Source organism: Phenylobacterium sp. J367 (assembly GCF_024699985.1).
Taxonomy (GTDB): Bacteria; Pseudomonadota; Alphaproteobacteria; order Caulobacterales; family Caulobacteraceae; genus Phenylobacterium.
Window position 1 is genome coordinate 358,353 of record NZ_JAJONA010000001.1, and the last position, 26,010, is coordinate 384,362.

22 protein-coding genes and 5 pseudogenes are annotated in these 26,010 nt (G+C 69.7%); 4 read left to right on the forward strand and 23 right to left on the reverse strand.

Annotated elements, in window-relative coordinates:
- Positions 1–125: 125 nt before the first annotated feature.
- From traA to LRS04_RS02110, 4 genes are all read left to right on the forward strand, one after another.
- Positions 126–2,549: a Ti-type conjugative transfer relaxase TraA gene (gene traA / locus LRS04_RS02095; protein WP_257814934.1), complete on the forward strand. Its 2,424-nt coding sequence runs from the start codon at positions 126–128 to the stop codon at positions 2,547–2,549.
- The gene (locus LRS04_RS02100) at positions 2,546–2,731 is read left to right on the forward strand and encodes a hypothetical protein (RefSeq protein ID WP_257814935.1); all 186 of its coding nucleotides are present in this window, start codon (positions 2,546–2,548) and stop codon (positions 2,729–2,731) included. Before traA ends, LRS04_RS02100 begins: the two co-directional genes overlap by 4 nt.
- Complete coding sequence (locus LRS04_RS02105) at positions 2,728–3,405, forward strand: DUF6118 family protein (protein WP_257814936.1); 678 nt, start codon at positions 2,728–2,730, stop codon at positions 3,403–3,405. Before LRS04_RS02100 ends, LRS04_RS02105 begins: the two co-directional genes overlap by 4 nt.
- 126 nt (positions 3,406–3,531) lie before the next feature.
- On the forward strand, positions 3,532–3,783 hold the full coding sequence (locus LRS04_RS02110) for a response regulator transcription factor (protein ID WP_257814937.1): 252 nt from the start codon (positions 3,532–3,534) through the stop codon (positions 3,781–3,783).
- A gap of 171 nt (positions 3,784–3,954) precedes the next feature.
- Here the strand turns inward: LRS04_RS02110 and LRS04_RS27500 are convergent, their stop codons facing one another.
- From LRS04_RS27500 to LRS04_RS27525, 23 genes and pseudogenes are all read right to left on the reverse strand, one after another.
- Complete coding sequence (locus LRS04_RS27500; RefSeq protein ID WP_374572699.1) at positions 3,955–4,179, reverse strand: hypothetical protein; 225 nt, start codon at positions 4,177–4,179, stop codon at positions 3,955–3,957.
- 46 nt (positions 4,180–4,225) lie between these two features.
- Positions 4,226–4,789 (reverse strand): annotated as a pseudogene (locus LRS04_RS02115) (DUF4198 domain-containing protein); the annotation flags it as partial.
- A gap of 25 nt (positions 4,790–4,814) precedes the next feature.
- Complete coding sequence (locus tag LRS04_RS02120; protein WP_257814939.1) at positions 4,815–5,282, reverse strand: hypothetical protein; 468 nt, start codon at positions 5,280–5,282, stop codon at positions 4,815–4,817.
- A 202-nt stretch (positions 5,283–5,484) separates the two neighbouring features.
- Positions 5,485–5,868: a HupE/UreJ family protein gene (locus LRS04_RS02125; protein ID WP_257814940.1), complete on the reverse strand. Its 384-nt coding sequence runs from the start codon at positions 5,866–5,868 to the stop codon at positions 5,485–5,487.
- 363 nt (positions 5,869–6,231) lie between these two features.
- Positions 6,232–6,471: a hypothetical protein gene (locus LRS04_RS02130; protein WP_257814941.1), complete on the reverse strand. Its 240-nt coding sequence runs from the start codon at positions 6,469–6,471 to the stop codon at positions 6,232–6,234.
- Positions 6,472–6,574: 103 nt separating this feature from the next.
- On the reverse strand, positions 6,575–7,282 hold the full coding sequence (gene hutC, locus LRS04_RS02135) for a histidine utilization repressor (RefSeq protein WP_257818912.1): 708 nt from the start codon (positions 7,280–7,282) through the stop codon (positions 6,575–6,577).
- A 206-nt stretch (positions 7,283–7,488) separates the two neighbouring features.
- Positions 7,489–8,487 carry an ImmA/IrrE family metallo-endopeptidase gene (locus tag LRS04_RS02140; protein WP_257814942.1) on the reverse strand — a complete coding sequence of 333 codons (999 nt, stop codon included), beginning with the start codon at positions 8,485–8,487 and terminating at the stop codon, positions 7,489–7,491.
- A gap of 12 nt (positions 8,488–8,499) precedes the next feature.
- On the reverse strand, positions 8,500–9,165 hold the full coding sequence (locus tag LRS04_RS02145; protein ID WP_257814943.1) for a cupin domain-containing protein: 666 nt from the start codon (positions 9,163–9,165) through the stop codon (positions 8,500–8,502).
- Positions 9,166–9,217: 52 nt separating this feature from the next.
- A complete protein-coding gene (locus tag LRS04_RS02150) occupies positions 9,218–11,974 on the reverse strand; it encodes a TonB-dependent siderophore receptor (RefSeq protein ID WP_257814944.1) in 2,757 nt (918 codons plus the stop codon).
- Between the two features lie 609 nt (positions 11,975–12,583).
- On the reverse strand, positions 12,584–13,084 hold the full coding sequence (locus LRS04_RS02155; protein WP_257814945.1) for a superoxide dismutase: 501 nt from the start codon (positions 13,082–13,084) through the stop codon (positions 12,584–12,586).
- A gap of 198 nt (positions 13,085–13,282) precedes the next feature.
- A complete protein-coding gene (locus LRS04_RS02160; protein ID WP_257814946.1) occupies positions 13,283–13,666 on the reverse strand; it encodes a hypothetical protein in 384 nt (127 codons plus the stop codon).
- Positions 13,663–14,091: a hypothetical protein gene (locus LRS04_RS02165; RefSeq protein ID WP_257814947.1), complete on the reverse strand. Its 429-nt coding sequence runs from the start codon at positions 14,089–14,091 to the stop codon at positions 13,663–13,665. Before LRS04_RS02165 ends, LRS04_RS02160 begins: the two co-directional genes overlap by 4 nt.
- 5 nt (positions 14,092–14,096) lie before the next feature.
- Positions 14,097–14,291: a hypothetical protein gene (locus tag LRS04_RS02170; RefSeq protein WP_257814948.1), complete on the reverse strand. Its 195-nt coding sequence runs from the start codon at positions 14,289–14,291 to the stop codon at positions 14,097–14,099.
- A 178-nt stretch (positions 14,292–14,469) separates the two neighbouring features.
- Entirely contained in the window at positions 14,470–15,153 is a 684-nt protein-coding gene (locus LRS04_RS02175; RefSeq protein WP_257814949.1) for a hypothetical protein, read from the reverse strand.
- Positions 15,150–15,863 (reverse strand): HupE/UreJ family protein, encoded by a 714-nt coding sequence (locus LRS04_RS02180; RefSeq protein WP_257814950.1) that lies wholly within the window; start codon positions 15,861–15,863, stop codon positions 15,150–15,152. Before LRS04_RS02180 ends, LRS04_RS02175 begins: the two co-directional genes overlap by 4 nt.
- A 54-nt stretch (positions 15,864–15,917) precedes the next feature.
- Positions 15,918–17,237, reverse strand: a pseudogene (locus tag LRS04_RS02185) (MFS transporter).
- 88 nt (positions 17,238–17,325) lie between these two features.
- Positions 17,326–20,512, reverse strand: a pseudogene (locus LRS04_RS02190) (efflux RND transporter permease subunit).
- A 13-nt stretch (positions 20,513–20,525) separates the two neighbouring features.
- Positions 20,526–21,785 carry an efflux RND transporter periplasmic adaptor subunit gene (locus tag LRS04_RS27505; protein WP_374577081.1) on the reverse strand — a complete coding sequence of 420 codons (1,260 nt, stop codon included), beginning with the start codon at positions 21,783–21,785 and terminating at the stop codon, positions 20,526–20,528.
- Positions 21,785–22,090: a TolC family protein gene (locus LRS04_RS27510; protein ID WP_374577083.1), complete on the reverse strand. Its 306-nt coding sequence runs from the start codon at positions 22,088–22,090 to the stop codon at positions 21,785–21,787. Before LRS04_RS27510 ends, LRS04_RS27505 begins: the two co-directional genes overlap by 1 nt.
- A 388-nt stretch (positions 22,091–22,478) precedes the next feature.
- A pseudogene (locus LRS04_RS27515) lies at positions 22,479–23,090 on the reverse strand (TolC family protein); the annotation flags it as partial.
- A 49-nt stretch (positions 23,091–23,139) separates the two neighbouring features.
- On the reverse strand, positions 23,140–23,541 hold the full coding sequence (locus LRS04_RS02200) for a hypothetical protein (RefSeq protein ID WP_257814952.1): 402 nt from the start codon (positions 23,539–23,541) through the stop codon (positions 23,140–23,142).
- Between the two features lie 1,006 nt (positions 23,542–24,547).
- Positions 24,548–24,994 (reverse strand): MFS transporter, encoded by a 447-nt coding sequence (locus LRS04_RS27520; RefSeq protein WP_374577085.1) that lies wholly within the window; start codon positions 24,992–24,994, stop codon positions 24,548–24,550.
- Positions 24,995–25,043: 49 nt separating this feature from the next.
- Positions 25,044–25,985: pseudogene (locus LRS04_RS27525) on the reverse strand (MFS transporter); the annotation flags it as partial.
- Positions 25,986–26,010: the final 25 nt, after the last annotated feature.

Here is a 26,010-nt window from a genome sequence, read left to right on the forward strand (position 1 = left end):
TGCGCGGCCGTCGTCCGGCGGGCCATGGGTAAGCTTACGCATGGCCCGCCCGTCACTCACGGCCGAAGGTCTGAGTGCGCGCTTATACGTCGCTGGCGCGACGTGCTTGGGCGGGGAGGGATCGCATGGCGATCTATCACTTCTCGGCGAAGGTGGTCTCGCGGGCCAAGGGCTCGTCGGCGGTCGCGGCCGCTGCCTACCGCTCGGCCTCGCGGCTGCACGACGAACGCCTGGATCGGGCGCACGACTTCTCCGCCAAGGCCGGCGTCGTCCATTCCGAGGTCCTGCTGCCCGAGGGCGCGCCTGAGCGCTGGCGCGACCGCGAGACGCTCTGGAACGAGGTCGAGGGGCGCGAGGTCCGCAAGGATGCGCAGCTCGCGCGCGAGGTGGAGTTCGCGCTGCCACGCGAACTCTCGAAAGCCGACGGCGTCGAGCTCGCGCGGTCGTTCGTGCAGCGCGAGCTCGTCGGCAAGGGCATGGTCGCCGACCTCAACGTGCATTGGGATGTCGGCCCCGACGGCGAGGCCAAGCCGCACGCCCACGTGATGCTCGCGCTGCGCTCGGCCGGGCCAGACGGGTTCGGCGGCAAGGTCCGCGATTGGAACGCCACCGACCGGCTCGTGGCCTGGCGGGAGGCGTGGGCGGACCACGCGAACCGGCGGCTCGCCGAACTCGGCTTCGACACCCGCATCGACGCGCGCGCCCTGAAGGACCAGGGCGTCGACCTGGAGCCGCAGAACAAGATCGGTGCTTCGGGCGCGCGGCGCGAGATCCACGGCGATGCGGCCGAACGCGTGGAGGACCATCGCGCGATCGCCCGGCGGAACGGCGAGCGGATCCTCGCCGAGCCGCGGATCGCGCTGTCGGCCATCACCCATCAGCAGGCGACCTTCACCGACCACGATCTCGCGCGGTTCGCCCATCGCCACAGCGACGGCCGCGCGCAGTTCGACGCCGTGCTCGCCAGGGTGCGGGCGAGCGACGAGATCGTACGCCTGGGCCGCGACGGGCGAGGCCGCGAACGGTTCACCAGCCGCGAGATGCTGCGGATCGAGCGTGGGCTCGAGAGCCAGGCGGACCGGATGGCGGCACGCCCGGGGCATGCGGTCACCGAGGCCGGCAAGGCCGCGGCCCTGTCGCGGTCGACGACCGCCGGCTTGGACCTGTCGAGCGCGCAACGCGACGCCCTGGCGCATGTCACCCGCCGAGGCGATCTCGCGCTGCTGATCGGCTACGCCGGCACGGGCAAGAGCGCCCTCCTGGGCGTGTCGCGGGACGCCTGGGAGGCGCAGGGCTATCGCGTCCGCGGCGCGGCGCTGTCGGGCATGGCGGCCGAAAGCCTGGAGGCCGGCTCCGGCATTGCCTCGCGGACGCTCGCCAGCCTCGAACATGCGTGGGCCCGCGACCGCGAGATGCCGGGGCCGCGCGACGTGTTGGTGATCGACGAGGCCGGACTGGTCGGATCTAGGCAGATGGCTCGCGTCCTGGCCCAGGCTCACGCGGCCGGCGCGAAGGTGGTGATGGTCGGCGACGCCGAGCAGCTGCAGGCGATCGAGGCCGGCGCCGCGTTTCGGGCGCTCGCCGAACGGCACGGGGCCCACGAACTGACGGAAGTGCGCCGCCAGCGGATCGACTGGCAGCGCGACGCCACGCGCCAGCTTGCCACCGGGCGCACGGTGCAGGCCCTCTCGGCCTACGCGGCCGCCGGCGCGGTGCACGGCCACGATGATGCCGAAGGTGCGCGGGGAGGGGTGGTCGCGGGCTGGTGGCGCGACCGGCAGACGGCGCCGGCCGCCTCGCAGGTGATGCTCGCCTACACGCGCGACGACGTGGCGGCCCTCAACGGACTCGCGCGAGGCCGCATGCAGGCGGCGGGCGCGCTTGGGCCGGACCACAGGATCGAGACCACGCGCGGCGCACGTCTCTTCGCGGCGGGCGAACGGATCGTCTTCCTCCGCAACGAGCGCGAGCTCGGCGTAAAGAACGGGACGCTGGGGACGCTCGACGAGGTCGGCGCCACGCGCATGACCGTGCGCCTGGACGACGGCCGCCGCGTGGCCTTCGATCACAAGGCCTACACGGACCTCGACCACGGCTACGCGACGACCATCCACAAGTCGCAGGGCGTCACCGTCGACAGGGCGCACGTGCTGGCGGGCGGCTATATGGACCGGCATGCGACCTACGTGGCGCTTTCGCGCCATCGCGACGCCGTCGCGCTGCACTATGACCGGCAGACCTACGCCGATCTAGGTGCGCTCGGCCGGGCCCTGTCGCGCGAGCGCGGCAAGGACTCGACCCTGGACTATCCGGAACTTTTCGCCGAGCGGCGCGGCCTCAGCGTGGTTGCGGGCCGCCTGTTCCGGGGGTTCCGCCCCCGTCGCCCACTCCATCTGTCAGCCGCGAAGCCCGGCAGGATGAGCTCGCCTACGTCCAGGCCTACGCCCGCGCCTGGCAGGACGGCGCGCGCATGCGTGCGGCCGGCCGTGAACCGCTGGCGCACCAGCGGCTTGCGCTTGACCGGGCGGCCGGCGCGCTGGACCGCGTGAGCCCCGGCGTGGCGGCCAAGGTCGCCGCGGCGCTGGAGCATGATCCGACGCTGGCCACGAGCGCCGCGCGCGGACGCCCGTCAGCCCTTCTCCGCGCCGCCGAGCGTGGCCCAGGTCTCGACGTCCAGACGTCGGTCGACCTCGACCGCGGGCTCCGCCGCGACCCCGGACTTGAGCGATGAGCCTGCAGCCCGACGATGCGGCGGCCGACGCCTTCGAGCGCCTCCGGACCGAGGTGGCGCTCCTGCGCCGCGCGGTCGAGGGCCTGGCCGCCGAGGGCGGGCCGGAGGCGGTCGACTACAGCCCGACCCTCGCCGAACTGTCCGACGCCATCGCTGAGGTGGGCGCCCAAGCCACGGCATTGGGCGAGCGTCCGGTCCTGGCGCTCGCGCCGGATCAACTGGGGTCCCTATTCCAGATCGCAGCGGCCAAGGTCCTTGCCAGACCGGTCGCGGAACTCGAACGGGAGAAGATCGCGCTTGCCCGGGCGACCGACGCCGTGGCCGCCGCGCACCAGGCCTCCCTGGCGAGGACGCGATCCTGGCGGAGAACGGCCGCCCTGTTGGGGTGCGGCGCCGTCGTAGGCCTCCTGCTCTGCAGCGTCCTGGTGGGCCCGTTGACGCGGCTGCTGCCGAGCAGTTGGGGCGTCCCCGAGCGGCTGGCGGCCGCCACCCTGGACCTGCCGTTGGCGCCGGCTGGAGAGAGACTGCTGCGGCGTGGCGAGCCCGAGATCTGGGAAGCCCTGGAGATCGCCCGGGCGCTGCCCGCCGCCGAACGGGCGGCGCTGCGGGGCTGCCTGGCCCGGCCGACAGAGACCCGGCGCCGGACATGTACGGTCAAGCTTGGGCGCTCCTGATCGGCGCGGCGTGCGCAATAAAATGGCGAGCAGCCCGCCATTTTTTGGCGCCTACAGGTTGTGTTTGTCGGTCGATGCTTCTTGCGGTAGCGTTGTCGCTGAGTTTGCAGAGTACGCGGCCACCAAATGCGTATGCTTAAGCTTGAAGACTCCTCTCTCGCTTCCAAGCGTGACTTGGTTGTTCTCAGTCGCCGCCAGATCGAATGCCTAAGCTGGGCGGAGGCGGGCAAGAGCGCTCGCGACACGGGCCAGATCCTCGGCATTTCCCAGCGCACGGTGGAGAAGCACCTGGAGCAGGCCTACGAAACCCTGGGCGTTCGCACGCGCATCCAAGCGGTCGTGCGGGCTCGTCAGCTCGGCCTCCTCAACGAGGGTTGAGGCTCTGCGCTGTCTCGCCCAGATCGCCAGCCTGCCGTTTGATTATCAGCATGCGCATAAGTCGTACGCGCCCGTAGCCTTCGGTTTTGCCTTCAACCGCTTCCGCTCCCAAGGCGGTCGAGAAGCGTCACGGCACGTTTGGCGGTCTGAGCGCCTGCCCCTCGCCAGCCGTCAGTCGATCCCAAACGTCAGCGTCGCCCAATTGGATTCGTAGGTCGCATCACCTGTCGCGGGCTGCATGTTGATCAGGGTGATGAACCAGCGCCCGGGCTGGGTGACCTGGAAGGCGGCCTTGCCGGTTTCGTCGGTGCGCAGGCGGACAGCCCGTTGCGTCTGACCTTCGGGCCCCGAGCCCTTGAAGCCTTCGAAGCTGGCGTAGACCAGCTGGCCCGCCATGGGCTGGCCCTTGATCAGCGCCTGGAAGTCGAGGGGTGTCGCCGACCTTCACGGCGGCCGGGTTCTTCCCGAGCAGAATCTCGGCCGGGAAGCCGAGCGGCCGGGCGTAGTCGTCCGTCTGAGCGCCGCCCACCTGGACTATGGTCTTCACATGCTTGGAGTAGCGCTCCTTCACCGGGGTGCGCGGGACGTTGGCGGCCTGGCGCGCCTTCAGCGTATCCTCGATGCCGTCGTGCAGCAGGTATTCCTCGAAATTGTCGGCAGAGAGCTCGATGATCCGCGGCGCCGTCGAGACGCCGACGACGTAACTGCCCGGGCCACCCACTGTGAGGTCAAGGTAGGAGGTCGCCTTGTCGTCCCGCCACTGCGCCGGGTCCGGGGCCGAAGACCCCCCGGCCCCGACCACCATGACGGACGTCATGCGATCGCGGCTGATCGGATTCTCGCTCTTGTCGATCGTCCCGTTGAAGAGCGCGATGGTGGTCTTGGCGCCCGGCGCCAGCTCGAACTGCGCCGGCTTCAGGAACATCTCGTGCGCGCTGGCCGAAAGCGGGAGCGCGAAGACTGCGCCGAGGCTGAGGGCGAAGAGGGTCAGGGTCTGGCGCATCATCGGGGTTCCTCGCTGCGGGGGGCGTCTAGCGCGGCGGGGCGGCGGCGGTGGGCTGGATGCCCGCGAGGTTGCCCTCCTCGCCGGCCGCGACGAGTTCGTAGAAGCCCGACAGCTTCAGGCGCACCTTGATCGGCTGGCCCGAGCGGTTGCGGAAATACCAGCCGTGGATGCCGTCGACGGGAGCCACCAACGAGCCATTGGCGGCGGCGCCGCTGCCGCGCTCGTAGTCGGCGACGCTCACTGGGCCGCCCTTGGCCTGGGCCGCCTCGGTGTGGCCGTGGAAGTCGAACATCAGGTCTTCGGGCGTTCCCAGCCCTTCGGCCTGCCAGCTGTAGAGCACGGCCGCACCCTTCGGGAGGCGGACCTTGAATTCCAGGGCGTTGCGGCGGGCCTCGTCGCCATCGGCGGCGAGCGGAATCTCGAAGGTGTCGGTCCGGAAGGCCGTGGCCTGCTTTTGCGCGACGGGGCCGCTGGCCGCGTCCGTGGCGACCACTTCCTCCTTGGGCCCATAGCCGCGACAGGCCGGTGGCGCGCCCAAGGCCCAGCGGGTCCTGGTTGTATTCGGCCGGCAGGATGGCCGCGAAGGTGATCACGGCCGCCACCAGGGCCGCGCCGCCGACGGACAGCAGCAGGGTGCGCCTGGAGGGCGTGGCGGGATCGGGCGCGCCGGCGGCGGGGGGTCTTGAGGTCCGACATCAGGCCGGTGCTCCATAGGCGAGGCCTCCGAGTTGGAAGCCGATCAGCAGGAAGCCCGCCAGCATGATCACGACGTTGGCGGCGGTGGACATGCCGCGGTAGCCGGGCAGCGTCCGCCAGACCAGGATCAGGGCGAGCATGAAGGTGAGCGCGATCAGCTGGCCGATCTCCACGCCCACGTTGAACGACAGCATGTTGGTGAGCAGGCCCTGCTTGGGCAGCTCCAGCGCCTGCAGCTTGGTCGCCAGGCCGAAGCCATGGATCAGGCCGAAGCCGAAGACCGCGGCTCGCTGGTCCGGCTGGACGCCGAACAGGGTGCGGAAGCCGCCCAGGTTGTCGAACGCCTTGTAGGCCACGGACAGGCCGATGATGGCGTCGACCAAGTAGGGGGTTCACCTCGATACGACCCAGAACACCGGCCAGCAGGGTCAGCGAATGGCCGACCGAGAAGAGCGTCACATAGAGGCCGACGTCCCTCATCCGGTAGAGGAAGAAGATCACCCCCCAGGATGAAGAGCAGGTGGTCGTAGCCCGTGACCATGTGCTTCGCGCCCAAGTACAGGAACGGGATGATGTCGGGGCCGGTGGTGGCGGCCACGAAGGCCGCGTCCTTGCCGCCCAGGCCGTGCGCCCCTGCAGGGCCGGCGATGGCCATTGCCAGCAGCAGACAGACGCCCAGCGCGACGGGGCCCGCAGTGAGACGGGGTGGTTTCACAGATGGATCCGGGGTTCGGGTGTGAGCGGGTTCAGCCGCCCTTGGAGGGGGCGGTGATGTTCACGTCGATGGCGATCAGCGAGCTCATGTTGTCGCCGAAGCCAATGGCGTTCACCGTCTGGCCGACCTTGACGTCCTTGATGCCGAGGCGTTGGCCGCTCTTGGCGACGCGGGTGTTGCCGTCCACCTCAAGGGTGACGACCTTGCCGTCCTTCATCTTGACCTGGATGGTCTTGGCCGTGACCGCGGTGACCTGACCGGCGACCGGCATTTCGTCATGGGCGGTGGCCGGAAGCGCCACGCCCAGAAGGGCGGTAACGGCGACGATGGGGGGCGAGAAGCTTGCGCATCGGAAACTCCAGAAGGATCAGGGGTCAAACCGCCGGCGTGCTGGGCCGGTGGGCAAAGCGGGCGACGAGGTCGTAGGCGTCACCCGGATAGGTCAGACGGACATGGGTGATCTTGTCGGCGCCGCGCCAGGTCCGGCGCTCGACAATCAGGCAGGCCGTGACGGTGTCGATCGCGAGGATCGCGCCGGTGGCGCGGGAAGCGTTCGCCGCGCTGATGCGGTGTTCGGCTTCCGTCCAAGGCACATGCGCCAGGAGCCAGCTGTTCGGCGGAAGTACGCCGAAGTCCACGCGCTCGGCCTCCGGAACGGCCTCGAGGTTGATCAGTCGCTCCTCGAGTCCGTAGGGCCGACCGGCCGCGCGGTGCAGGCAGCGCAGAGACAGGATCTCGACGGTACGGTCGAGGTCGAGGAGGGTGAGTTCAGCCCGCGTGGCCGGGCGGATGGCGCGGGAAAGAAGCTCGTAGCCATAGGCTTCGCCGCGGGAGGCGACTTCGGCGGCGATGTCCGGGATGTCGATAACCGCCGAATGGGTGCGCGGGCGCGCGACGAACGTCCCGGCACGCCGCCGACGCTCTATCAGGCCGGAATCCGCGAGCGGGCCCAGCGCGCGGCTGACCGTCATCCGCGAGCAACCGTACTGCTCGGTGAGCTCGTGCTCGAAAGGAATGCGGTGACCGGGCGGCCAGGCTCCGGACAGGATCCGATCGGAGATCTCCGCACGGATCCGCCGCATCAGGGACCTTTCGGGGTTTTCGACTTTCACGCGCAGGCCGCTCCTGCTCCTTGGTCCTTGTCCGCGCCGCAACGTCCTGGCCGAGGCCGCCCTGCACAGATTTGCCGACGCCACGGGCGTCCGAACGATGGCGTCCCGGAAGGCCCGCTCCCGCGCCATCGGGCCGGCGGGGGCCGCGCGGTCGATGACTCTGGAGCGGAGCGTACTCACCAGTTGGGATCCATACTGGGCGTACCCGGGAAGCGGATCACCTTTTCGCCGTAGAGCGGGTCGTAATAGTGGCCGCCGTCCTTGTAGTCCGGGTTCCACTGCTTCGTGCCGTCGGCTTTCAGACGGTAGAGGTAGGGCGACATCAACAGCCGCTCCCGGTGCCACCGGCCTACCTTGCCAGAGGGGATGTCCTCGCCGGAGCCGTAGAGCATCAGCCCGCCATCAGCGAAGACCTCGTGGGCCGGACTGGTCTCCTTGTACTCGTGGCTCACGTTCATGACCTTGTGGCCAATCTCGTGGGCGATGGTGCGCCGGGCCCGGCTGGGGGTCGATAGGTTGTCGATCGTGATGACCCCACGGTATTCGCGCGGGATCGTGTTCCAGTAGGAATAGGACGGGAACGAGAGCCCGCCGGTGCGGACCATTTTCACCGTCCAGTTCCGCGCATCGGAACGATCGAGGAAGGGCATGACGACGTCCTGCAGACCGACGAGGTATATCGTCCGGTCGCTGTCCTTCCGGGGCTCGATCATGCTCTGGAAGGCGCCCAGCGCCATCTCGGTCGGCTCGCTCGGATGGCGCGTGTTGCCCTCGTACATGTTGATGTACTCGGTGTCCGGAACGCGCGGGATCTCGTTCGCCTGGATGGCCAGGAAGCGCGGATCGACGGCCCCGGTCTTCACCGCCACGAGATTGATCTGCACGCCGACGCGCCCGTAGATCTCCTTGGCCGCACGTACGCCCTGCAGCAGCTGGTCGAGCGTGAGCTTGTTGAAGGCCGGATCGAAGTTCGACGGCATGTAGATCACCACGTCCATCGTCGGCCGCCCGGCCACGAGGTCGCGGTTGAAGGCCGCGAGGTCGACGGACGCCACCGGCGTCCAGGCGACCGGCTTGGCCTTCGAGTGGCTCGGATGGGCGTCAGCGGGAACCGCATTCGCCGACTGCACGAGGGCGGCCGCGAGAGCCGCCAGCAGGACGCGGGAGCGTTGCACCTGGGGGCTCCGTTACGGGTACTTGATCTTCAGCACGGCATCGAAGTTCGGATTGACGCTGCGCGCGAACTTGATGGCTGAATGGTCGGGTTTCAGCTCGTTGTAATAGAAGGCCATGCCGCCCTTGCGATCCTTGTCGACGGACGTGCGCATCGCGTTGATGCCGCGGTTGAAGATGTCGTAGCTGGTCGTCGGGCCCTTGGGCTTCACCACCAGGAGCAGGGCCGGCTCGTTGAACGGCGCTTCCCAGCCGGTCGGCATCTTGTCGCCGAAGCGGAACAGGGAGCCGGCTTCCATCACGTGACGCTTGCCTTCGCTGGCCAGCACCCACTTGCCACGCACGGTGTAGATGATGCTGCCGATGTCGTGGGGATGCTCCTCGAGGAACATGCCCGGCTGCAGCTCGATGAAGAAGGCCCGCGTCTCTTCCGCGAAGAGCAGCGGCCCGAACAGGCCCTCGTGGGTCATCACGCCAGGCGGCGACTTCACCACCGCCTCGAGGTTCGGGATGATCTCGACGTTGGTCGCCAGCTGAACCCACGACGGCGAGATCGGCGTCGCCGGGACCACCGTCTTCGGCTTCGCGCCCGGAAGCGGCGTGTTGCCCACCTCGGCGGCGCCGTGGACGTGCGGCGCGCCGCCGCCGTGCGAGTGCGGCTGGCCGGCGGGCTGAGCCATGGCGGCCGCGGGCAGGAGAAGCGCAGTCAGAAAAGCAGCTAGCCTCACGTGATCACCCTTTCGGTCTGGACGCCGTCCTGACAGGCGGACGGTCGTATTGGGAAGCATGGGGACCGCAGGCCGGCGCCGCAGCGCGCCCCGCGGGGCCGGTTAGAACTCGTAGGTCAGGCGGACATAGCCGCGCCGGCCAAGCAGGTCGTAGGTCATGGTGTCGGTGTTCCCGTCCGTGTAGCTCGCCACGTACGGGACATCGGGCTCGAAGATGTTGTCGACGCCTACGGCGACGCGCGCCTGATCGGTCACCCGGTATTGGAACTGGGCGTTGTTGTAGAAGACGTCGTGGGCCTTTCCGCCGATGGCGGTGGGGGGCGGCGTTGAAATCGCGCGCCTTGCCGATCCACTGGATCGACCAGTTGGCGCTCCACTTCGGATGGTCGAGTGAGAAGTTGCCCAGGCCGCGCCACTTCGGATAGCCGCCGTTCCCGCCGCCCACGAAGCCGCGATAGATGATCGGCGCGCCGCCGGGATACGGGATGATGGTGTATTCCTTGAGGTAGGTGACGCCGACATCGATACCGGCCGTGACCCCGCGGATGTCCCAGCTGTACTGGGCCGCGGCGTCGATGCCGCGCATGGTCTCGGCGCCGACGTTCACCTGCTGCGACGAGAGGAAGCTCACCTCGCCGGTCAGGGTGTTGCGGGTGAAGTTGTCCGGGCTGCAGAACGGGTGCGCCAGGTTCGGCGTGTTGTAGCAAACCGAGAGCTTGGTCGAGCCGGTGATGGAGCGGATCGCATCCTCGATGTCGATCTTCCAGTAGTCGAGGGTCAGCGACAGGCCCGGGGCGAAGGTCGGCTGCCAGACTCCGCCGAGCGTGAAGGTCTCAGCCGACTCCGGCTGCAAGTTCTCGTTGCCGCCGGTGGTCGTCAGGATGGCGTTGTTCGGCTGGATGTAGTTGGCCGGCACGCCCGATGCCTGGCAGTTGGCGCGCAGGGTGGCGTTGGTGCTGGTGGCATAGCGGCTGCAGGGGTCGGTGGTGGTCAGTTGGCCCTGGGTCACGCCGCTGAACAGTTCCGCCACGTTCGGCACCCGGAAAGCCGTGCCCCAGGTCGCCCGGGCGCGCAGGCCCCAGCCGATCGTCCAGTCGAGGCCCAGCTTGTAGTTCGTGTCGCTGCCGAACCGCTCGTAGTTGGAATAGCGGATCGCCCCGTCCACCCGCACCATCTCGGCCATTGGCAGGTCGCGAACCACCGGGACGGTGATCTCGGCGTAGGCCTCCTTGGCCTTGACCGCGCCGTCGATCGGGCTTTGCTGGTTTGAGTTGGCGATGCCGGCGACGATCAGCGGATCGGGATCGCGCCAGCCCTTGTCCTCGCGGTACATCACGCCCACCGCCGCCTGCACAGCGCCGGCCGGAAGTTCGTAGATCGAACCCGTGGCGTCGCCCGTGATGTTCAGGGTCTCGTTGCCGCCATGGTCGACGGTGGTGGTCAGGATGTAGTTGACCACCGCGGGGCTGACGTCGCCGGCCCCCAGGTAGTCTGCGCAGGGGATCGCCGCGCCGGCGGCGAAGCTGCACACTGCGGTGTTGATGGTCTGGGCCACCCGTTGCCGGTTGGCGATGTTCGTAAAGCCGTCGATGCCTTCGTTGCGGCCCCAGTTGGCGGCCACTTCCCAGGTCCAGTCGGCGAACAGCTTGCCGCGCGCGCCGCCGGTCAGCTGATAGGTGTCGGTCTCCTGGAAGGCGACGCGAGGCCCCCCCTCCACCAGCCGGCGCTGGATGACGTTGATGTTCTGGCCGGTCGGGTTGGTCGGGTTCGAGGTGGCGATCGCCAGGTTGGTCAGTGTTCCAGGCGAGGAGAGCTGATGGGTTTCCCGCCACGTATAGAGCGCCTCGGCGAACAGCTCGACATTGTCCGTCAGGTCGAACTTGCCGAACGCGCCCGTGGTGATCCGCTCGATGGGGTTGACGGCATTGAGGAACGGATTGGCGTTGTAGCCGTGCAGCGCCGCGCTGTAGGGCGCGTAGCTGTTGCCGCCGGTGAAGTTGACCACCTGTCCGTTCGGTAGCGAGGCGCGCCCGCCGGCTGTAGCGCCGCTGCCCGAGCAGACCAGCTGGCCGCTCGCGCCGCTCAGGGGGCATGGGGCCCGCGTCGCCATGTTGACCGCGTCGGTCTTCTGCCAGGTAGCGGCCAGCGCCAGGCTGGCCCGCTCGCCCTGCCAGCCGTAGGACGTGTCGATGACCCGGTCATCTCCGTCCCATTCGTCGGAGATCGCGTAGCGGGCGCTGATCTGGAATCCGTCGTAATCGTCGCGCGTGATGACGTTGACCACGCCGGCCACCGCGTCACTTCCATAGATCGCCGACGCGCCGTCCTTGAGGACTTCGATCCGGCTGATGATGGCGACCGGAATGGTGTTGAGGTCGGGCGCGCTGTTGGCGCCGGTCCCGCCATTCACGAGGCGCCGGCCGTTCAGCAGCACCAGCGTCCGGTTGATACCCAGGCCCCGCAGGTTGATCGTCGCGGTGCCCCAGCCGCGCGAGCTCCAGTAGGCGTTCGTCTGGTTACCCCCAAAGCCGGCGGCCGCCGGCAGACGCTGCAGCAGGTTCTCGACGTTGACGATCCCCGTCGCCTCGATCTGCTTCTCCTGCACCACCGTGGCGGGGCCAACCCCCTCGATGTCCGCCCGCTTGATCCGGCTGCCAGTGACGATCACTTCATCGACGTCGCCGCTCTGGGCGAGCGCCGGGCCCGCCGCCACGGCGGCGCAGGCGCTGGCCAGCAGCAATTGCTTGGTGAACCGCTTCATACCTGCCCCCTTCGTCATGCGGCGTCGGCCCCCGCAAGGCGTCGCCGTGGACGGAATGAGGTCGCCGAACGCCAGGCGCCGTCAAGTCATGTATATACATAAAAGGCTGCAGTAGGCGGCAGTTTTCTCCCGTGTCATCGCCCTTCTCGCTCGCCCCATCGACGGATGAGCGCATTCACGCACGTTCTTTCCACGATTGTCTGTGGGGCAGGAGATTTTTGAACTATTTTTATCGTCGTCGTTTGACGCTTCAGTGGCGCTGGGTTGCCGTGGAAGGCTGCACCCCGTGCCAAAGAATCCAACACTTGCGACGCCGGAGCGCTCCCACCTGAAGCGGAGCCATATCTAGTGTTGTATCAACGCGCGACTGCTACCCTCGGGCGATTTTCCATGATTCCCGCGTGTCGCAATGCAATCAGTTCATGCCAACACTTAAGGTCTCGACGACAGCACGCGCCGCATACACCAAAGCGCATGTGAACGTGGACGCACACACCGCCGCGTTCGGCGCGTGGAACACTGCGTCCGCGACAGGAATACGCATCGCGAGGCCTCACCCCTCGCTCGCCGTGGAGCGTTTTTATGCCCGCGAGCCGACCTCCAGTCGCCTTAGCCCGGCGCCATCATCCTGAACGCCGTATTGGCCGCCCTCCAGGATACGGCCTTCATGAAGGCGTCGACGTAGGCGCCGGCCTTGGCGCCGTAGTCGAGGTGGTAGGCGTGCTCGTACATGTCGAGCGCGAGCAGCGGCGCCCCGTCGGCAAGGGTCATGGTGTGGTCGGCCGCCCAGGTGTTGACCAGCCGCCCATCGCGGCGGCTCCAGGTCAGCAGCACCCAGCCGGAGCCGCCGCCCAGCGCCTTACCCATTGAGGAGAATTCGGCGGCCCACGGGTCATGGCTGCCGAAGTCGCGCTCGATCGCCTGGGAAAGCGCGGCGTCGGGCCGCGCGGCGGGGCCGAACCCGGCGAAGTACAGCTCGTGGAGGATCATCGAGTTCCACGCGATCAGCTCCTCGCGCTTCAGGCCGTTGAGCCGGTAACCCGGCGTGGTCGCGGGATCGAGGCCGGCGATCTCCGCAGCGATCGCGCCCAGCCGGTTCACCGCGCCCACGTAGTTGTTGTCGTGGTGGGAGACGAGCAGTTTTTCCGACAGCCCCGGGACCGATGTCGGATCGAAGGGCAGCGGCTTCGGCTGCGGCTTGGCGAGGCGCCGCGGCGGCGGGGGCCGCGAGACCCGCGGTGGCGATCAGGGCCCCGGCGGCCAGCAGCGCGCGGCGGTCGGTGGATGGTCCGGTCATCTCGGTCTTCCTCATTGTTGGAGCAGGGACAGCGGCGCGGTCGCCAGGCGTCCGGCCAGGGTTCGGGCGATCTCGCGGGGCGCCGCGTCGGGCATGGGCGACACCGAACTGGCGTTGATCTCGCACAGCACGTAGCTGTCCGCACCGTCCGCATCGGGCGGGCCCAGCAGGAAGTCGGCGTCCCAGATCGCCGGCAGCGTATCCCGAGACAGGCCGAGGACCTGCCCCAGCTGGGGAACCCAGTCGGCCTCCATCTTCGCGCGGAGCCGTTGAAAGCGCGCGTCGTCCGGACCGGAGTAGGTCCGCGGCGGTGCCGGGTCCGGCGTCAGCAAGGCGGTGACGCGTTGCCAACCGAAGCCCACCAGCCGGTCGGCCGAGAGGTAGCAGCGGATCATCCCTTCGCCGAGCCGCGCCTGCCACGGTCGACGAAGCCGTCGGCGTCGGCGATCTCGGCGCAGCGGGCCGCAAGGAAGGCGTCGAGGTCCATGGCCTGTGGCGGCGCGCCGCACGCCGCCGCCATCACCTCGACCTCGCCGCCGCCGATCCGCTCGATGCGCCACACCCCGCCGCCGCCATTGCCGCGGTTGGGCTTGAGCACGCGTGGTTCGCTAGCGAGGCGCCGCGGCAAGTCTTTGCGCAGGGCCGCTTCGCTCGGGCATGCCCAGGCGTCGCCGCTCCAGCCGAGCGCGCGGGTGGTCACCAGCACCGACTTCACCCCAAGGCGGTCGATCACGTCGGGATGGGCGCCGACCTGCATACCCTGCGCGGCCGCCTCCCGCAGGAGGGCGTCGAGCGCGTGACGGCGGCGGCCGTCCTGCACGGGGTTCACCCACACGAGGGCGGCCTGGCAGGTCGCGAGTTCCGAGCGGAAATCAACGAGGCGATCCTCGTCGTAGCGACATCCGACGGGCTCGAGGCCCTCGGCGCGCAGGCCTGGGCGACGGCGGCGAAGCGCCCCCAGCCGGGATCGGCCACGGCGTCGCGGGTGACGATGGCGACGCGGGTCGACGTGTTGGACATGACAATCCTCCGTCGTTCCGACCTTCGGAAGCGGGCGCAAACGACCCTGCCCCGAAGATCGAGGTCAGGGCAGCGCTTGGACGGAGACCGTCTGGGTGCCGGGCGTCTGCCGTGGCCCGGAGACGGAACGCTAGGCCTGCCGCGGCCGCCCCGCAAGCCGCGATCGGGGTTTCGCCGGCTAGGGCGTTAGCTTCAGGGCGGACGTCGCGTTCGGCCGGGCCTGGGCCGCCGGGACGTTGGCGACCACGCTCGCCTCGTTGCCGGGCTGACCGCCGGGCACGAGCTCGTAGAAGCCTGCGAGCTTCAGGCGGACGACCACCGTCTTCTCGGCGCTGTTCTGGAACAGCCAGCCTTGAATGCCGTCGAAGGGCGCGACCACCGAGCCCTCTTGCTTCACCCCCGCCCCCTTGCGGAACTGGGAGACGGTCATGGCTTCGCCCTGGGCCGGCGTGGTGTGACCGTGCTGGTCGAAGAAGAGGTCGTCAGGCCGATCGGCGCCCGTCGCCGTCCAGCTGTAGGTCAGCACCGCGCCCTTCTTCATCCGGACCTTGTACTCGAGCTCGGAGAACTCGGCGCCGGTCATGAAGCCGCCGAGCGGGATCTCGACCACGTCTTCGCGGAACGGGATGTCGTATTCGCGCGCCGCCGGCCCAGCCCCGTCGTTCACGTCGGCCATCTTCTCCTCCGGCGCCCAGAGCCGGGCGAGACCCGACAGACGGCCGAGGCCGAGCGGGTCACGGTTGAACTCGGCTGGCAGGATCGCGCCAAAGACGATGAGGATCGCCACGACGAGGGCGCCGAGGGTGGCGACGATCAGCCGGCCGCGCGGCATGGGTCGCGTGGCCTGTTCGTTCGTGCTCATCCGACGGGTCCTCCGAAGACGTAGCCTGCGATCTGCTGCCCGGCGAGGACGAAGCCCGCCAGCATGAGCAGCACGTTGGCGCCCTGGGCGGTCGGCTCGAAGGCGCGGGTGCGCCGCCAGAGCGTCATCAGGGCCAGGATCAGGGTGAGGGCCACCACCTGGCCGATCTCGACGCCGATGTTGAACGACACGAGATTGGTCAAGAGGCCCTGGGGCTGGAGATCGAGCGCCTGCAGCTTGGTGGCCAGGCCGAAGCCGTGGATCAGGCCGAAGCCCAGCACGGCGGCCCTGTTGTCCGGCTGGACGCCGAACATCGTGCGGAAGCCGCCGAAGTTGTCGAACGCCTTGTAGGCCACCGAGAGTCCGATCACCGCATCCACGAGGTGCGGGTCCGCCTGGATGTCGAAGAACACGCCGGCCAGCAGGGTCAGTGAATGGCCGAGCGAGAACAGGCTGACGTAAAGCGCGATCTGCCGGAGCCGGAACAGGAAGAAGATCACGCCGACCAGGAACAGCAGGTGGTCGTAACCCGTGACCATGTGCTTAGCGCCGAGGTAGGCGAAGGGCAGCGGATCAGGCCCCTGGGTCGCGGCGACGAACGCCGCGTCCGTCCCGCCGATATTGTGCGCCAGGGCGGGCGCCGCCGACGCCACAAGCGCCATGCCGGCCAGCACCGCAAGGCCTAGGGCAAGGGTTGCACGAACACTCATGCGGGACATCTAGCAGCGAAGCTTGGCCGTGCGTGTTTCCGCCCGGTCATACCGTCACCTCGGCCATGCGGTGTGCAGGTCGTCGATGACGAAGGCGTGGCTGTGGTGCGGCCCGCCCTGCAGGTGCGGATGGTCCGGCGGTAAGTCGTCATGGCTGTGTGGCACGACCTCCGGATCGGATTTCGGCCAGAGGACAAGGGCGCAGACAACTCCCATCGCCGCCACGCCAGCGAGGGTGAGCATCGTCCAGCCCAGGCCGAAGCGCGCGCCGAACTGGCCGGCGATCAGGTAGGTGGCCAGCCAGCAGGCGTGCGACAGGGCGAACTGGGCGGCGAAGACGGCGCTCCGGTCCTCCGCGCTGGCCGAGCGGCGCAGGAGCCGGCCTGAGGGGGTGAGCGTCGCCGAATAGCCGACGCCCATCACAGCCCAGCCGAGCAGTAACCCCCACCACGGATCGACAAGCGGCGTGAAGGTCTGCGCCGCCATGACCAACAGCGAGACGGTCAGCAGGAGGGAGGCCGTCAGCATCACCGGACGGTCGTCGAGACGCTCCAGCGCCCGGGGCAGCATCAGGGCCGCCGCCATCGAGCCGCCGCCGAACGCGGCGAGCGCGATCGCCACGTCGTTCTCCCCCGGCCAAGGCCGGTGCGGACGTAGACGACGGTGTTGACGATCACCATGGCGCCGGCCGCAGCCGCGGTCAGGTTGAGGGGCCAGCAGGCCGCGAAGCCGCGGCGTCGCCAGGTAGATGCGGGTCCCCCGGGTCGTGCGGGCATAGATCCCGCCGGTCCGCGGCGCGGGCTTCGGCTGCGGAACGGCCACGGAGACCACGAGCGCGGCCGAGGCCAGGAAGCCGATCACCGTGCCGCCGAACAGGCCGTGGAAGCTGATGACCCCCAGCAGGGCGGCGGCCAGCATCGGGCTGACCAGGCTCTCCATGTCGTAGGCCAGCCGCGACAGCGACAGGGCCCGTGTGTAGTCCCGCTCGTCCGGCAGGATGTCGGGAATGGTCGCCTGGAAGGTCGGGGTGAACGCCGCCGACGCCGACTGCAGGAGGAAGATTAGCAGATAGACTTGCCAGACCTCGGTCACGAACGGCAGCAGCACGGCCACCGCCGCGCGCACCAGATCCATGGCCACCAGGAAGGCCCGCCGCGGCAGCCGGTCGACGAAGGCGTTCACCACCGGCCCGACCCCGATGTAGGCGACCATCTTGATGGCCAGCGCGCCGCCCAGCACGGCGCCGGCGTCCGCGCCGGCGATGTCATAGGCCAGCAGGCCGAGCGCGACCGTGGCGAGGCCCGTCCCAACGAGGGCGATCACCTGGGCCAGGAAGAGGTGGCGGTAGGTTCGGTCGGCGAGGACGCTGAGCATCGACGAACTCTCGGCTAGCTGTCGGTCGGAAGGAACGGCGGCCGCCCGCGAGGGGCGGCCGCCTGGGCGGCGTGAAGGGGATGGCGTCTCACACCGCCTTTCGGGGGTTGCGGAACGGCAGGTGGTCCAGCCACGCCGGGCCAGGCCATTCCGCGCTGCGCTCGCGGCCGTGCACCAGGCTGTAGAGCGCCGGCAGCACGAGCAGGGTCAGAAGCGTCGAGGAGATGATGCCGCCGATCACCACGGTGGCCAGCGGCCGCTGCACCTCGGCCCCGGCCCCGACGTTGAGCGCCATGGGCACGAAGCCCAGGCTGGCCACAAGCGCCGTCATCAGCACCGGGCGGAGGCGGGTGAGAGCCCCTTCCCGGATCGCCTCGGCCGGCGCCCGGCCCGCCTCGGTGAGACTCCGGATGAAGCTCACCAGCACCACGCCGTTCAGCACCGCCACGCCCGAGAGCGCGATGAAGCCGACCGCCGCGGAGATCGAGAGCGGCATGCCGCGCATCAGGAGCGCCGCGACGCCGCCCGTCAGCGCCAAAGGAACGCCGGAGAAGACGATGGCGCTGTCCTTCAACGAGCGGAACAGGGCGAACAGGAGGCCGAAGATCAGCAGCAACACCGCCGGCACGACCAGCTGCAGCCGCTTGGCCGCCGAGATCAGCTGCTCGAAGGTCCCGCCGTAGCTGACCCAGTAGCCGGCCGGGACCTCCACCTCGGCCCCGACCTTGGCCTGGGCCTCGGCGATGAACGAGCCCAGGTCGCGGCCACGCACATTGGCGGTGACCACGACGCGGCGCTTGCCGTCCTCGCGGCTTATCTGGTTCGGCCCCTTCTCGACGGCGATCGTCGCGACCTCCTCGAGCGGTACGAAGGCGCGGGGCCCGCCGCCGGTCGGCACCGGGATCTGCAGGCGGCCGATCAGGTCAGTGTTCTCCCGCACGGTTTCCGGCAGCCGGACCACCACGTCGAAGCGGCGGTCGCCCTCGAACACCTGGCCGGCGACGACTCCCCCCACCGAGGCCGAGACCACGGACTGGATGTCGGCCACGCTGAGCCCGTGGCGGGCCAACGCGGCGCGGTCGGGGGGTGATCTGCAGCACCGGCAGGCCGGTGACCTGCTCCACCCCCACGTCCTGCGCCCCCTCGATCCCCTCGACCGCGCCCTTGATCTCGTTGCCGAGCGCCAGGAGCTGGTCGAGGTCGTCGCCGAACACCTTCACCGCCACGTCCGCCCGGACGCCCGAGATCAGTTCGTTGAACCGCATCTGGATCGGCTGCGTGAACTCGTAGTTGTTGCCCGGCACCTGGGCGACGGCGGCCTGCATCTCGGCCACGAGCTGCGCGCGCGGCTTCCTCGGGTCAGGCCAATCCTCCCGATCCTTGAGCATGACGAAGGTATCGGCGACGGACGGCGGCATGGGATCGGTCGCCACCTCCGCGGTGCCGATCTTGGCCACCACCCGCTCGACCTCCGGGAACGCCTTGATGCGACGCTCCAGCGCGGTCTGCATCTGGATCGCCTGCGTCAGGCTGGTGCCCGGAATGCGCAGGGCGTGGAGCGCGATGTCGCCCTCGTCGAGGTTCGGCACGAACTCCGAGCCCATGCGGCTGGCCGCGAAGCCGGCGACGAGCACGAGGCCCACCGCCGCCGCCACGAAGACGACCCGCAGCCGCAGCGCCATCTCCAGCGCCGGCTGGTAGAGCCGTCGCGCGCCGCGCATCAGGAAGGACTCCTTCTCCTCCACCTTGCCAGTAACGAAGAGCGCCACCGCCGCCGGCACGAAGGTCAGCGACAGGATGAGCGCAAAGGTCAGGGCCATGACGACAGTGATCGCCATCGGGTGGAACATCTTCCCCTCGACGCCGCTGAGCGCGAAGATCGGGACGTAGACGAGGGTGATGATTAGCACCCCGAACAGCGACGGCCGGATCACTTCCCCGGACGCCTCGGCAGCCAGGTCGAACCGTTCCTGACGTGTGAGCAGCCGTCCCAGGCCGTGCTGGGCCTCGCCGAACCGGCGCAGGCAGTTCTCGACGATGATCACCGCGCCGTCGACGATCAGGCCGAAGTCGAGCGCCCCCAGGCTCATGAGGTTGCCCGAGACGCCCGCCCGCACCATGCCGGTGATGGTCATCAGCATGGTGATCGGGATGATCGCTGCGGTGATCAGCGCCGCCCGGATGTTGCCGAGCAACAGGAAGAGCACGACGACGACCAGGAGAGCGCCTTCGATGAGGTTCTTCTCGACGGTGCCGATCGCCCGCTCGACGAGGTCGGTGCGGTCGTAGATCGCCTCGGCGGTGACGCCCGGCGGCAGGGCCTTGGCCGCCTCCTCCAGCCGCTGGGCCGCGGCCTGGGCCACGGTGCGGCTGTTCTCGCCGACCAGCATGAACACCGTGCCCAGCACGACCTCCTGGCCGTTCTCGGTGGCGGCGCCGGTCCGCAGTTCCTCGCCCATGATCACGTCGGCCACGTCGGCGATGCGGATCGGCACGCCGTTGCGGTTGGCGATCAGGATCGAGCCCAGGTCCTCGCGGGTGGTGGCCTGACCGGGCACGCGGACGAGGTACTGCTCGCCGTAGCGCTCGACATAGCCGGCCCCGACGTTGGCGTTGTTCTGCTCCAGGGCGTCGATCACCTCGTCCATGCCGATGTCGAAGGCGGCGAGCCGCTCCGGGATCGGGGTGACGTGGTACTGCCGCTGGAAGCCGCCGATGGTGTTGACTTCGGTGACGCCTGGCGTGTTGCGGAGCTGCGGCCGGATCACCCAGTCCTGCAGGGTCCGGAGATCCTCAGGCGTGTAGGGCGTCCCGTCGGCCTTGCGGGCGTCGGGCCGGGCTTCCAGCGTGTACATGAAGATCTCGCCGAGCCCGGTCGCGATGGGACCGAGCGTCGGGGTGAGGCCTTCCGGAAGCTGGCCGCGGGCCGCCTGCAGCCGCTCGTTGACGAGCTGGCGGGCGAAGTAGATGTCCGTCCCGTCCCGGAAGACGACGGTCACCTGCGACAGCCCGTAGCGCGAGACCGAGCGGGTGTACTGCAGGCCCGGCAGGCCGACGATCGCCGTCTCCACCGGGAAGGTGATCCGCTGCTCCGACTCCAGCGGCGAGAATCCCGGCGCCTCGGTGTTGATCTGCACCTGGACGTTGGTGATGTCCGGCGTGGCGTCGATCGGGAGGCGCTGGAAGCTCCAGACCCCGATCGCCCCCAGGAGGAGGACGAGCGCGAGCACGATCCATCGGAAACGGATCGAGAGCGCGATGATGCGTTCGAGCATGTCTCGGCGCTCCCTAGTGGTCGTGGCTCGCGCCGGACTTGTCGATGTCCGCGCGGATCAGGAAGGCGCCGTCGACGACGTACTCGGCGCCCGGATCGAGGCCGCCCAGGACCTCGGTCCATTCGGGCGTGCGGCGGCCGATCTCCAGCATCCGCACCTCATAGGTGTTACCCACCTTCTGGTAGACGACCTCGAAGTCGCGGAACGGCTGGATGGCCTTGGTGTGGACCGCCAGCGCGGCGGGCGTGGCGCCCACCGACGCCGTGCCCTTCACGCCCAGCCCCGGCCGCCAGGTCTCCGCCGGACCGGTCAGCGGCACGTGCGCCACCAGGGTCTGATTGGTGAGGTCGGCGGTGGGCAGGATCGCCTCGATCCGGCTGACCAGGCGGTGGTCGCCGGCCAGGCTGGTGATCTCCACCGGCTGGCCGACCCGCACCCGTTCGGCGTCGCGCGGATAGAGGAAGAACTCCGCGTGCAGCCGGGTCGGATCGGCGATGACCAGCATGGCCTCGGCGCCCGTGATGCCGCCGACCGTGACGTTCTTCTCGACGATCACGCCGGCGATCGGCGCGGTCACGCTGTAGGTCTGCAGGCTCTCGCTGGACTCCACCCGCGCCAGCACCTGGCCGCGCCGGACGCGCTGCCCGAGCTCGGCATTCATCGACATCACCCGCCCCGGGTAGCGCGCGATGACGTCGCTCTTGCCTTCGGGCGTGATCTCCACCCGGCCGTTGAGCGGCAGGGACTCGCCGAGGATGGCGCTGCCGGCGCGGGCTGTGGTCACCCCGCCGGCGCGCGCGGCGTCGGGGCTGATGGTCGTGCGGCCCTCATAGGAGGCATAGCTCCAGGCGTGGCTCCGCCCGCCCTCCCGCGCCGTGACGCTGACGTCGAAGGAGTGCGGCTCGTGCACGATCGCCGGGCTGGCCAGGTAGTCGGCTTCCGGCGTGAACGTGAACTTGTCGATCTTCGGGCCGAGGCGCCGCAGCTCGATGGCCACCCGCACGTCCTTCGGATCGAGCGGCTTGTCCTTCATGTAGGGATAGAGCCGGAAGAGCGGCGCGGGGCCCTCTTCATAGAGGGTGATCTCCAGCGCGAAGTCGCCGTCACGGAGCATGCGGCCGCGGTGCGGCCCCCGCTCGTAGTCGGCTGCGGCGGTCGCGGGCTCTTCGCCCTCGGCCGCCTTCTCGGCGCGGTCGCCGCAGGCGCTGACGGCCAGGGCGAGCGCGAGGGCTGTGCACAGGCGGACGGGCCGCCAGGGGATGTTGGCGCGCATCAGCGACGCTCCGCATTGAGGTTGGACGAGGCGAGCGCCGCGTGGCGCCCGGTGAGGCGGTCGAGCGCCGCCTGGTCGAGATGGAATTGGCGGAGCACCGCCACGCGGCGGGCCCGGGCGTCCGCGAGGGCGCGCTCGGCGTCGGCGACGTTGGCGTACTGGAAGCCGCCGCGGTTGAAGCCTTCGCGCACCTGCTCGACGGCCCGGATAGCGCTCGGGATCACCTCCGCGCGAAGCCGTTCCGACTCGGTGGCCGAAGCCGCCAGCTTGGCGGTCAGGCGGGCGATCTCCCGCTCCTTGACCATCCGTTCGGCGGCGATGTCGACCTCCGCGGCGTTGCGCTCCGCGAGCCCGCTCGATCCCCGCCTTGTTCGCGTCGTGCACGCGAAGCGGGATGCTGCCGCCGACCACCAGGGCCACGTCGTTGCCGTCGCCGAAGTAACGAATGCCGCCGCGCACCGTGGGGTCGGTGACCGCGCGCGACTGCTCGACCCGCACGTTGGCCATGGCCACGTCGCGTTCAGCCTCCAGCAGGGCCAGGTCGGCCTGCGACGGAGAGCGGGGCCCGGACGTCGCGGCCGAGACCGCGAAGAAGGTCTCCAGGTCCAGCGAGAAGGCCGGCGCGCCCGCCCAGAACCGCGCTAGATTCGCCCGGGCGTTCTCGGCTGCGGACTTCGCCTGATCGCGCTGGATCTCGGCCTCGGCGGTGGTCGCCTCGGCGCGGGAGCCGGCGAACAGCGGATCGCGCGCTGCGCGTACCCGGCGCATCACGTCCCGCTGGGCGCTATGCGCCGCCACCAGGCGGGCCTCCGCCACCAGCAGCTCGGCCTCCGCGGCCAGCGCCTCCGCATAAGCAACTTGGACGTCTCGCAGCATGTCGAGACGGCGCACCTCGCGGCGGCGGCGGACGACCTCAGCGTTGGCGCGCGCCAAGCCCACGCGGGCCTCGCGCTTGCCGCCGCGCTCCAGGGTCTGCTGGTAGCTGAGGGTCGCCTCGGTGCGGTCGAGCATGGAATAGGCGCCGGAGCCTGCGAAGTTCTCCAGCTCCACGCCGAGCGACGGATTGGGCTTCACCCCGGCCTGCCGGACGGCGGCTTCGCCAGCGAGGGTTCGTGCGTCCCATCCGGCCAGGGCGGGATCCGCTGCACTGGCTCGGCTGAGGGCCTCGGCGAGGTCAAGGGCGACGCCGCTCGCGGGCGTCGGGGATTGCGCGGCGGCCGACGTGGCCCCCACGGCGAGGAACAGGGCGGCGATCAACGCCAGCCCGGGCCGCGCAAGGGCGCGACCGCAATTACGATGATGCATGGTTTCTCTCGAAGCGTGATCGGGCGCGCGGCCGGATCAGCCGCGCGGATTAGGCTCGGTCAGCGCTTCGGGATTTGGGCGGCCGTTCCACGCCGTATGTCAGCGTCGGCGGCGCACCGCGGTCGCTGGCGACGAGCGGCCGTTCCGCATGGCTGGCGACCATATGCTCCAGGACCGGCGTCGGCAGGCTCGCCACCTGCGGACCTTCCGCGTGATGGTGATGCGAGCCGAGGCTGCGGTCATCGTCGCCGTCGGCCTCTGCCGCGGGATCATCGTGGTCGTGGTCGGCGTCATGATGATGGTCGTGCGGATCGTTTGCGACCGTCGCCTTCTCGATGGCCGGATCGGCGTGTGCGATCGCGAGGCCATGCTGCACGTCGTTCACCGCCGCCTGCGCCCGCTGTAGGGATACGACGGCGCACAGGGCCAGCAACAGCATGGCCATGAACACCCGCACGGTCCTGAGGCGCAGTGACGTCATGAGACTCCCGACGCCTGTCGGTAACCGGGTTTGAGAGGTCCTTCAAGGTGGAGCCATGAGTCACCAGGCCGCTACGCGCCACCTGACATTGACGGCGCTCCGGAGCAGGCGTTCACAGGCCTCCCACCAGCGCCCCCCGTACGTGCCGCGCTGAATATCTACCGCAGGTGGGCAACGTAACCTTCCGAAAGAGACTTGTCGGCAGCGCCGCGCAACGACTGCCTCCAGCACTCATGCCGATGTCCGCTCGCCACTGTATGATCGACGATAACTTACACAGTTTCTTACACAGATCGCTTGCACGCCCGGAATTCTCGAGCATAATCAATAGGTAAGTAGTGGCGTGTTAGACTCAAAATCTGCTGTCGAAAGGCGTGCTGGTTCGAGTCCGGCCTGGGGCACCACGGCGTTCAGCGCGTCGGGCGCGGGAGCGTCATCCTCGCGAAGAGCCAGCCCGCGACCGCGCCCGCCAGGGTCGCGGCGGGAGGCGTCATCAGGGCATAGGCCGGCTGGGCGCCCGCCGTGATCTGAAAGCCGCCGATCCAGGCCAGCCCGACAAGGGCCGCCTCCAGCGGCGGCATGGTTTCCAGCGGGAGCAGGTCGAGTCCCCGGAAGGACAGGCCAATTGCCGCGTGGGCCGCCCCGGCCAGCGCGCCGGCGACCACATAGCCCTTGCGGCCGGCGCCTCGGCTGCGGGCGAGCGCGAAACCCACGGCGAGGAACGCGAGCGCGCCGGCGAAGCCAAACGGGATGGCGAACAGCGGTGCAAAGAGAAGCTGGCCGAGGCTGTTCCAGAACCACGCCGCAAGGCCGCCCACCGGGCGGCTCCCGTCCGAAAGCTGCTGCAGCGTCCAGGCGAGGTTCGTGACGATGCTGGCGAAGGACAGGAGCGCCACAGTGATCGCCGGCGCCGCGACGGCCGCAATCACCGTCGCCCGGGCCCGGACCCATCCTCTCTTCGGGCGGACGTCATGGCTCACGGGCGTCGCCCCGCTTCCCGATCCGCCCCGCCCGAGATCAGCAGCAGCGCGCTGGCCGAGGCCGCCACGCAGGCGCCTGCGCCGACCGCCATGGCGAGGTGGAACGGCGCGAGCAGCGCCTCGCCCCGGGCGACCAGAACCCCGCCCAGCAGGGCCGTGGCCACCAGCCCGCCGGCCCGGGCCACCGCGCTGTTGAAGCCGGACGCCGAGCCCGTGTGGCTGGGCTCGACGGAGGTCAGGACGGCGGTGGTCAGCGGCGCGACCGCCGCGCTCATGCCGAGCGCGATCACCGCGATGCAGGGCAGGACCTCGGTCCAGTAGTCGGCGGCGGGCCCGATCCGCAGCGCCAGCAGGAAGCCCGCCGCCACCACCAGCGGCCCCAGGCCGAGCGGCATCCGGGAGCCCACGCGGGCGACGAGGCCGCCGGCGAGCGGCGACAGCACCGCCAGGATCAGCGGAAACGGCAGCAGGGCGGGCGCCGGCCGCCGTCCCAGAATAGCCGGCCGTCTCGATCAGCAGATACGGGACCAGCACCATCATCCCGCCGAGCGCTCCGTAGAGCGTGAGCGTCAGCAGGGTCAGCCCGATGAAGTCCCGCGAGGCGAACATGGCGAGCGGCATCATCGCCCGCTCGCCCCGCCTGTGCTCGACGCCGAGGAACGCCACGAACAGCGCGACGCCCGCGGCCACGCCGCCCAGGGTCACGACGGTCCAGCCGGCCTCGCCGGCTCCGAGGGTCAGTGCCCAGGTGATCAGGCCAAGGCTGAGCGTCGCCAGCACGCCGCCCCGCCAGTCCAGGGGCTGGTCCGCATCGGGCTTGTCCGGCGGAACCGCCCGGAGCGCCAACAGGACGGCGCCGGCCGCCAGCGGCAGGTTCAGCAGGAAGATCGCCCGCCAGTCCACCGTGTCGATCAGCCAGCCGCCGAGCACCGGCCCGACCGCCCCGGCCACGGCGCCGGCGGCCGCCCACGTGCCGATCGCCCGCCCCTTGGCCTCGTCGGTGAAGGCCCCGCCGAGGATCGCCAGGCTGTTGGGCAGCACCATCGCCGCCGCCGCGCCCTGGGCCGCCCGGCCGGCGAGCAGCAGGACAAGGCTGGGCGCCCAGGCGCAGGCCAGCGAGGCCAGCGCGAAGAGCGTCACGCCCGCGACGAGCAGGCGGCGGCGGCCATATCGGTCCCCCGCCGCCCCGCCCAGCAGCAGCAGCGCCGAGAGCGGCAGCAGGTAGGCGTTGATCACCCACTGCAGCGCCGCCGGGTCGGCCGCGAAGCTCTTCCCGATAGCCGGCAGGCCGACGTTGACCACCGAGCCGTCCACGAACGCCAGGCTGGAGGCCAGCACCGTGGCGGCGAGCACCAGCCTGGGATGTCGCGTCGTCTCACCCGGCCCGCAGGCATGGGCGGCGGCGAGGTCGCACGACGACGGCAGGGCGGTCATGCGTCTTTCTTAAGCGAAGGACCGG

Excerpts from the sequence above, each read along its gene's own strand:
- LRS04_RS02150 (WP_257814944.1), bottom strand. The coding sequence starts at position 11,974 with ATGAAGCGGTTCACCAAGCAATTGCTGCTGGCCAGCGCCTGCGCCGCC.
- LRS04_RS02145 (WP_257814943.1), bottom strand. The coding sequence starts at position 9,165 with ATGGCTCAGCCCGCCGGCCAGCCGCACTCGCACGGCGGCGGCGCGCCG.
- LRS04_RS02160 (WP_257814946.1), bottom strand. The coding sequence starts at position 13,666 with ATGATCCGCTGCTACCTCTCGGCCGACCGGCTGGTGGGCTTCGGTTGG.
- LRS04_RS02130 (WP_257814941.1), bottom strand. The coding sequence starts at position 6,471 with ATGCCGGTCGCCGGTCAGGTCACCGCGGTCACGGCCAAGACCATCCAG.
- LRS04_RS27505 (WP_374577081.1), bottom strand. The coding sequence starts at position 21,785 with ATGCGCGCCAACATCCCCTGGCGGCCCGTCCGCCTGTGCACAGCCCTC.
- LRS04_RS02170 (WP_257814948.1), bottom strand. The coding sequence starts at position 14,291 with ATGTCCAACACGTCGACCCGCGTCGCCATCGTCACCCGCGACGCCGTG.
- LRS04_RS02180 (WP_257814950.1), bottom strand. The coding sequence starts at position 15,863 with ATGAGTGTTCGTGCAACCCTTGCCCTAGGCCTTGCGGTGCTGGCCGGC.
- LRS04_RS02110 (WP_257814937.1), top strand. The coding sequence starts at position 3,532 with ATGCGTATGCTTAAGCTTGAAGACTCCTCTCTCGCTTCCAAGCGTGAC.
- LRS04_RS02105 (WP_257814936.1), top strand. The coding sequence starts at position 2,728 with ATGAGCCTGCAGCCCGACGATGCGGCGGCCGACGCCTTCGAGCGCCTC.
- hutC (WP_257818912.1), bottom strand. The coding sequence starts at position 7,282 with ATGCGGCGGATCCGTGCGGAGATCTCCGATCGGATCCTGTCCGGAGCC.
- LRS04_RS02175 (WP_257814949.1), bottom strand. The coding sequence starts at position 15,153 with ATGAGCACGAACGAACAGGCCACGCGACCCATGCCGCGCGGCCGGCTG.
- LRS04_RS27510 (WP_374577083.1), bottom strand. The coding sequence starts at position 22,090 with ATGGTCAAGGAGCGGGAGATCGCCCGCCTGACCGCCAAGCTGGCGGCT.
- LRS04_RS27500 (WP_374572699.1), bottom strand. The coding sequence starts at position 4,179 with ATGGCGGGCCAGCTGGTCTACGCCAGCTTCGAAGGCTTCAAGGGCTCG.
- traA (WP_257814934.1), top strand. The coding sequence starts at position 126 with ATGGCGATCTATCACTTCTCGGCGAAGGTGGTCTCGCGGGCCAAGGGC.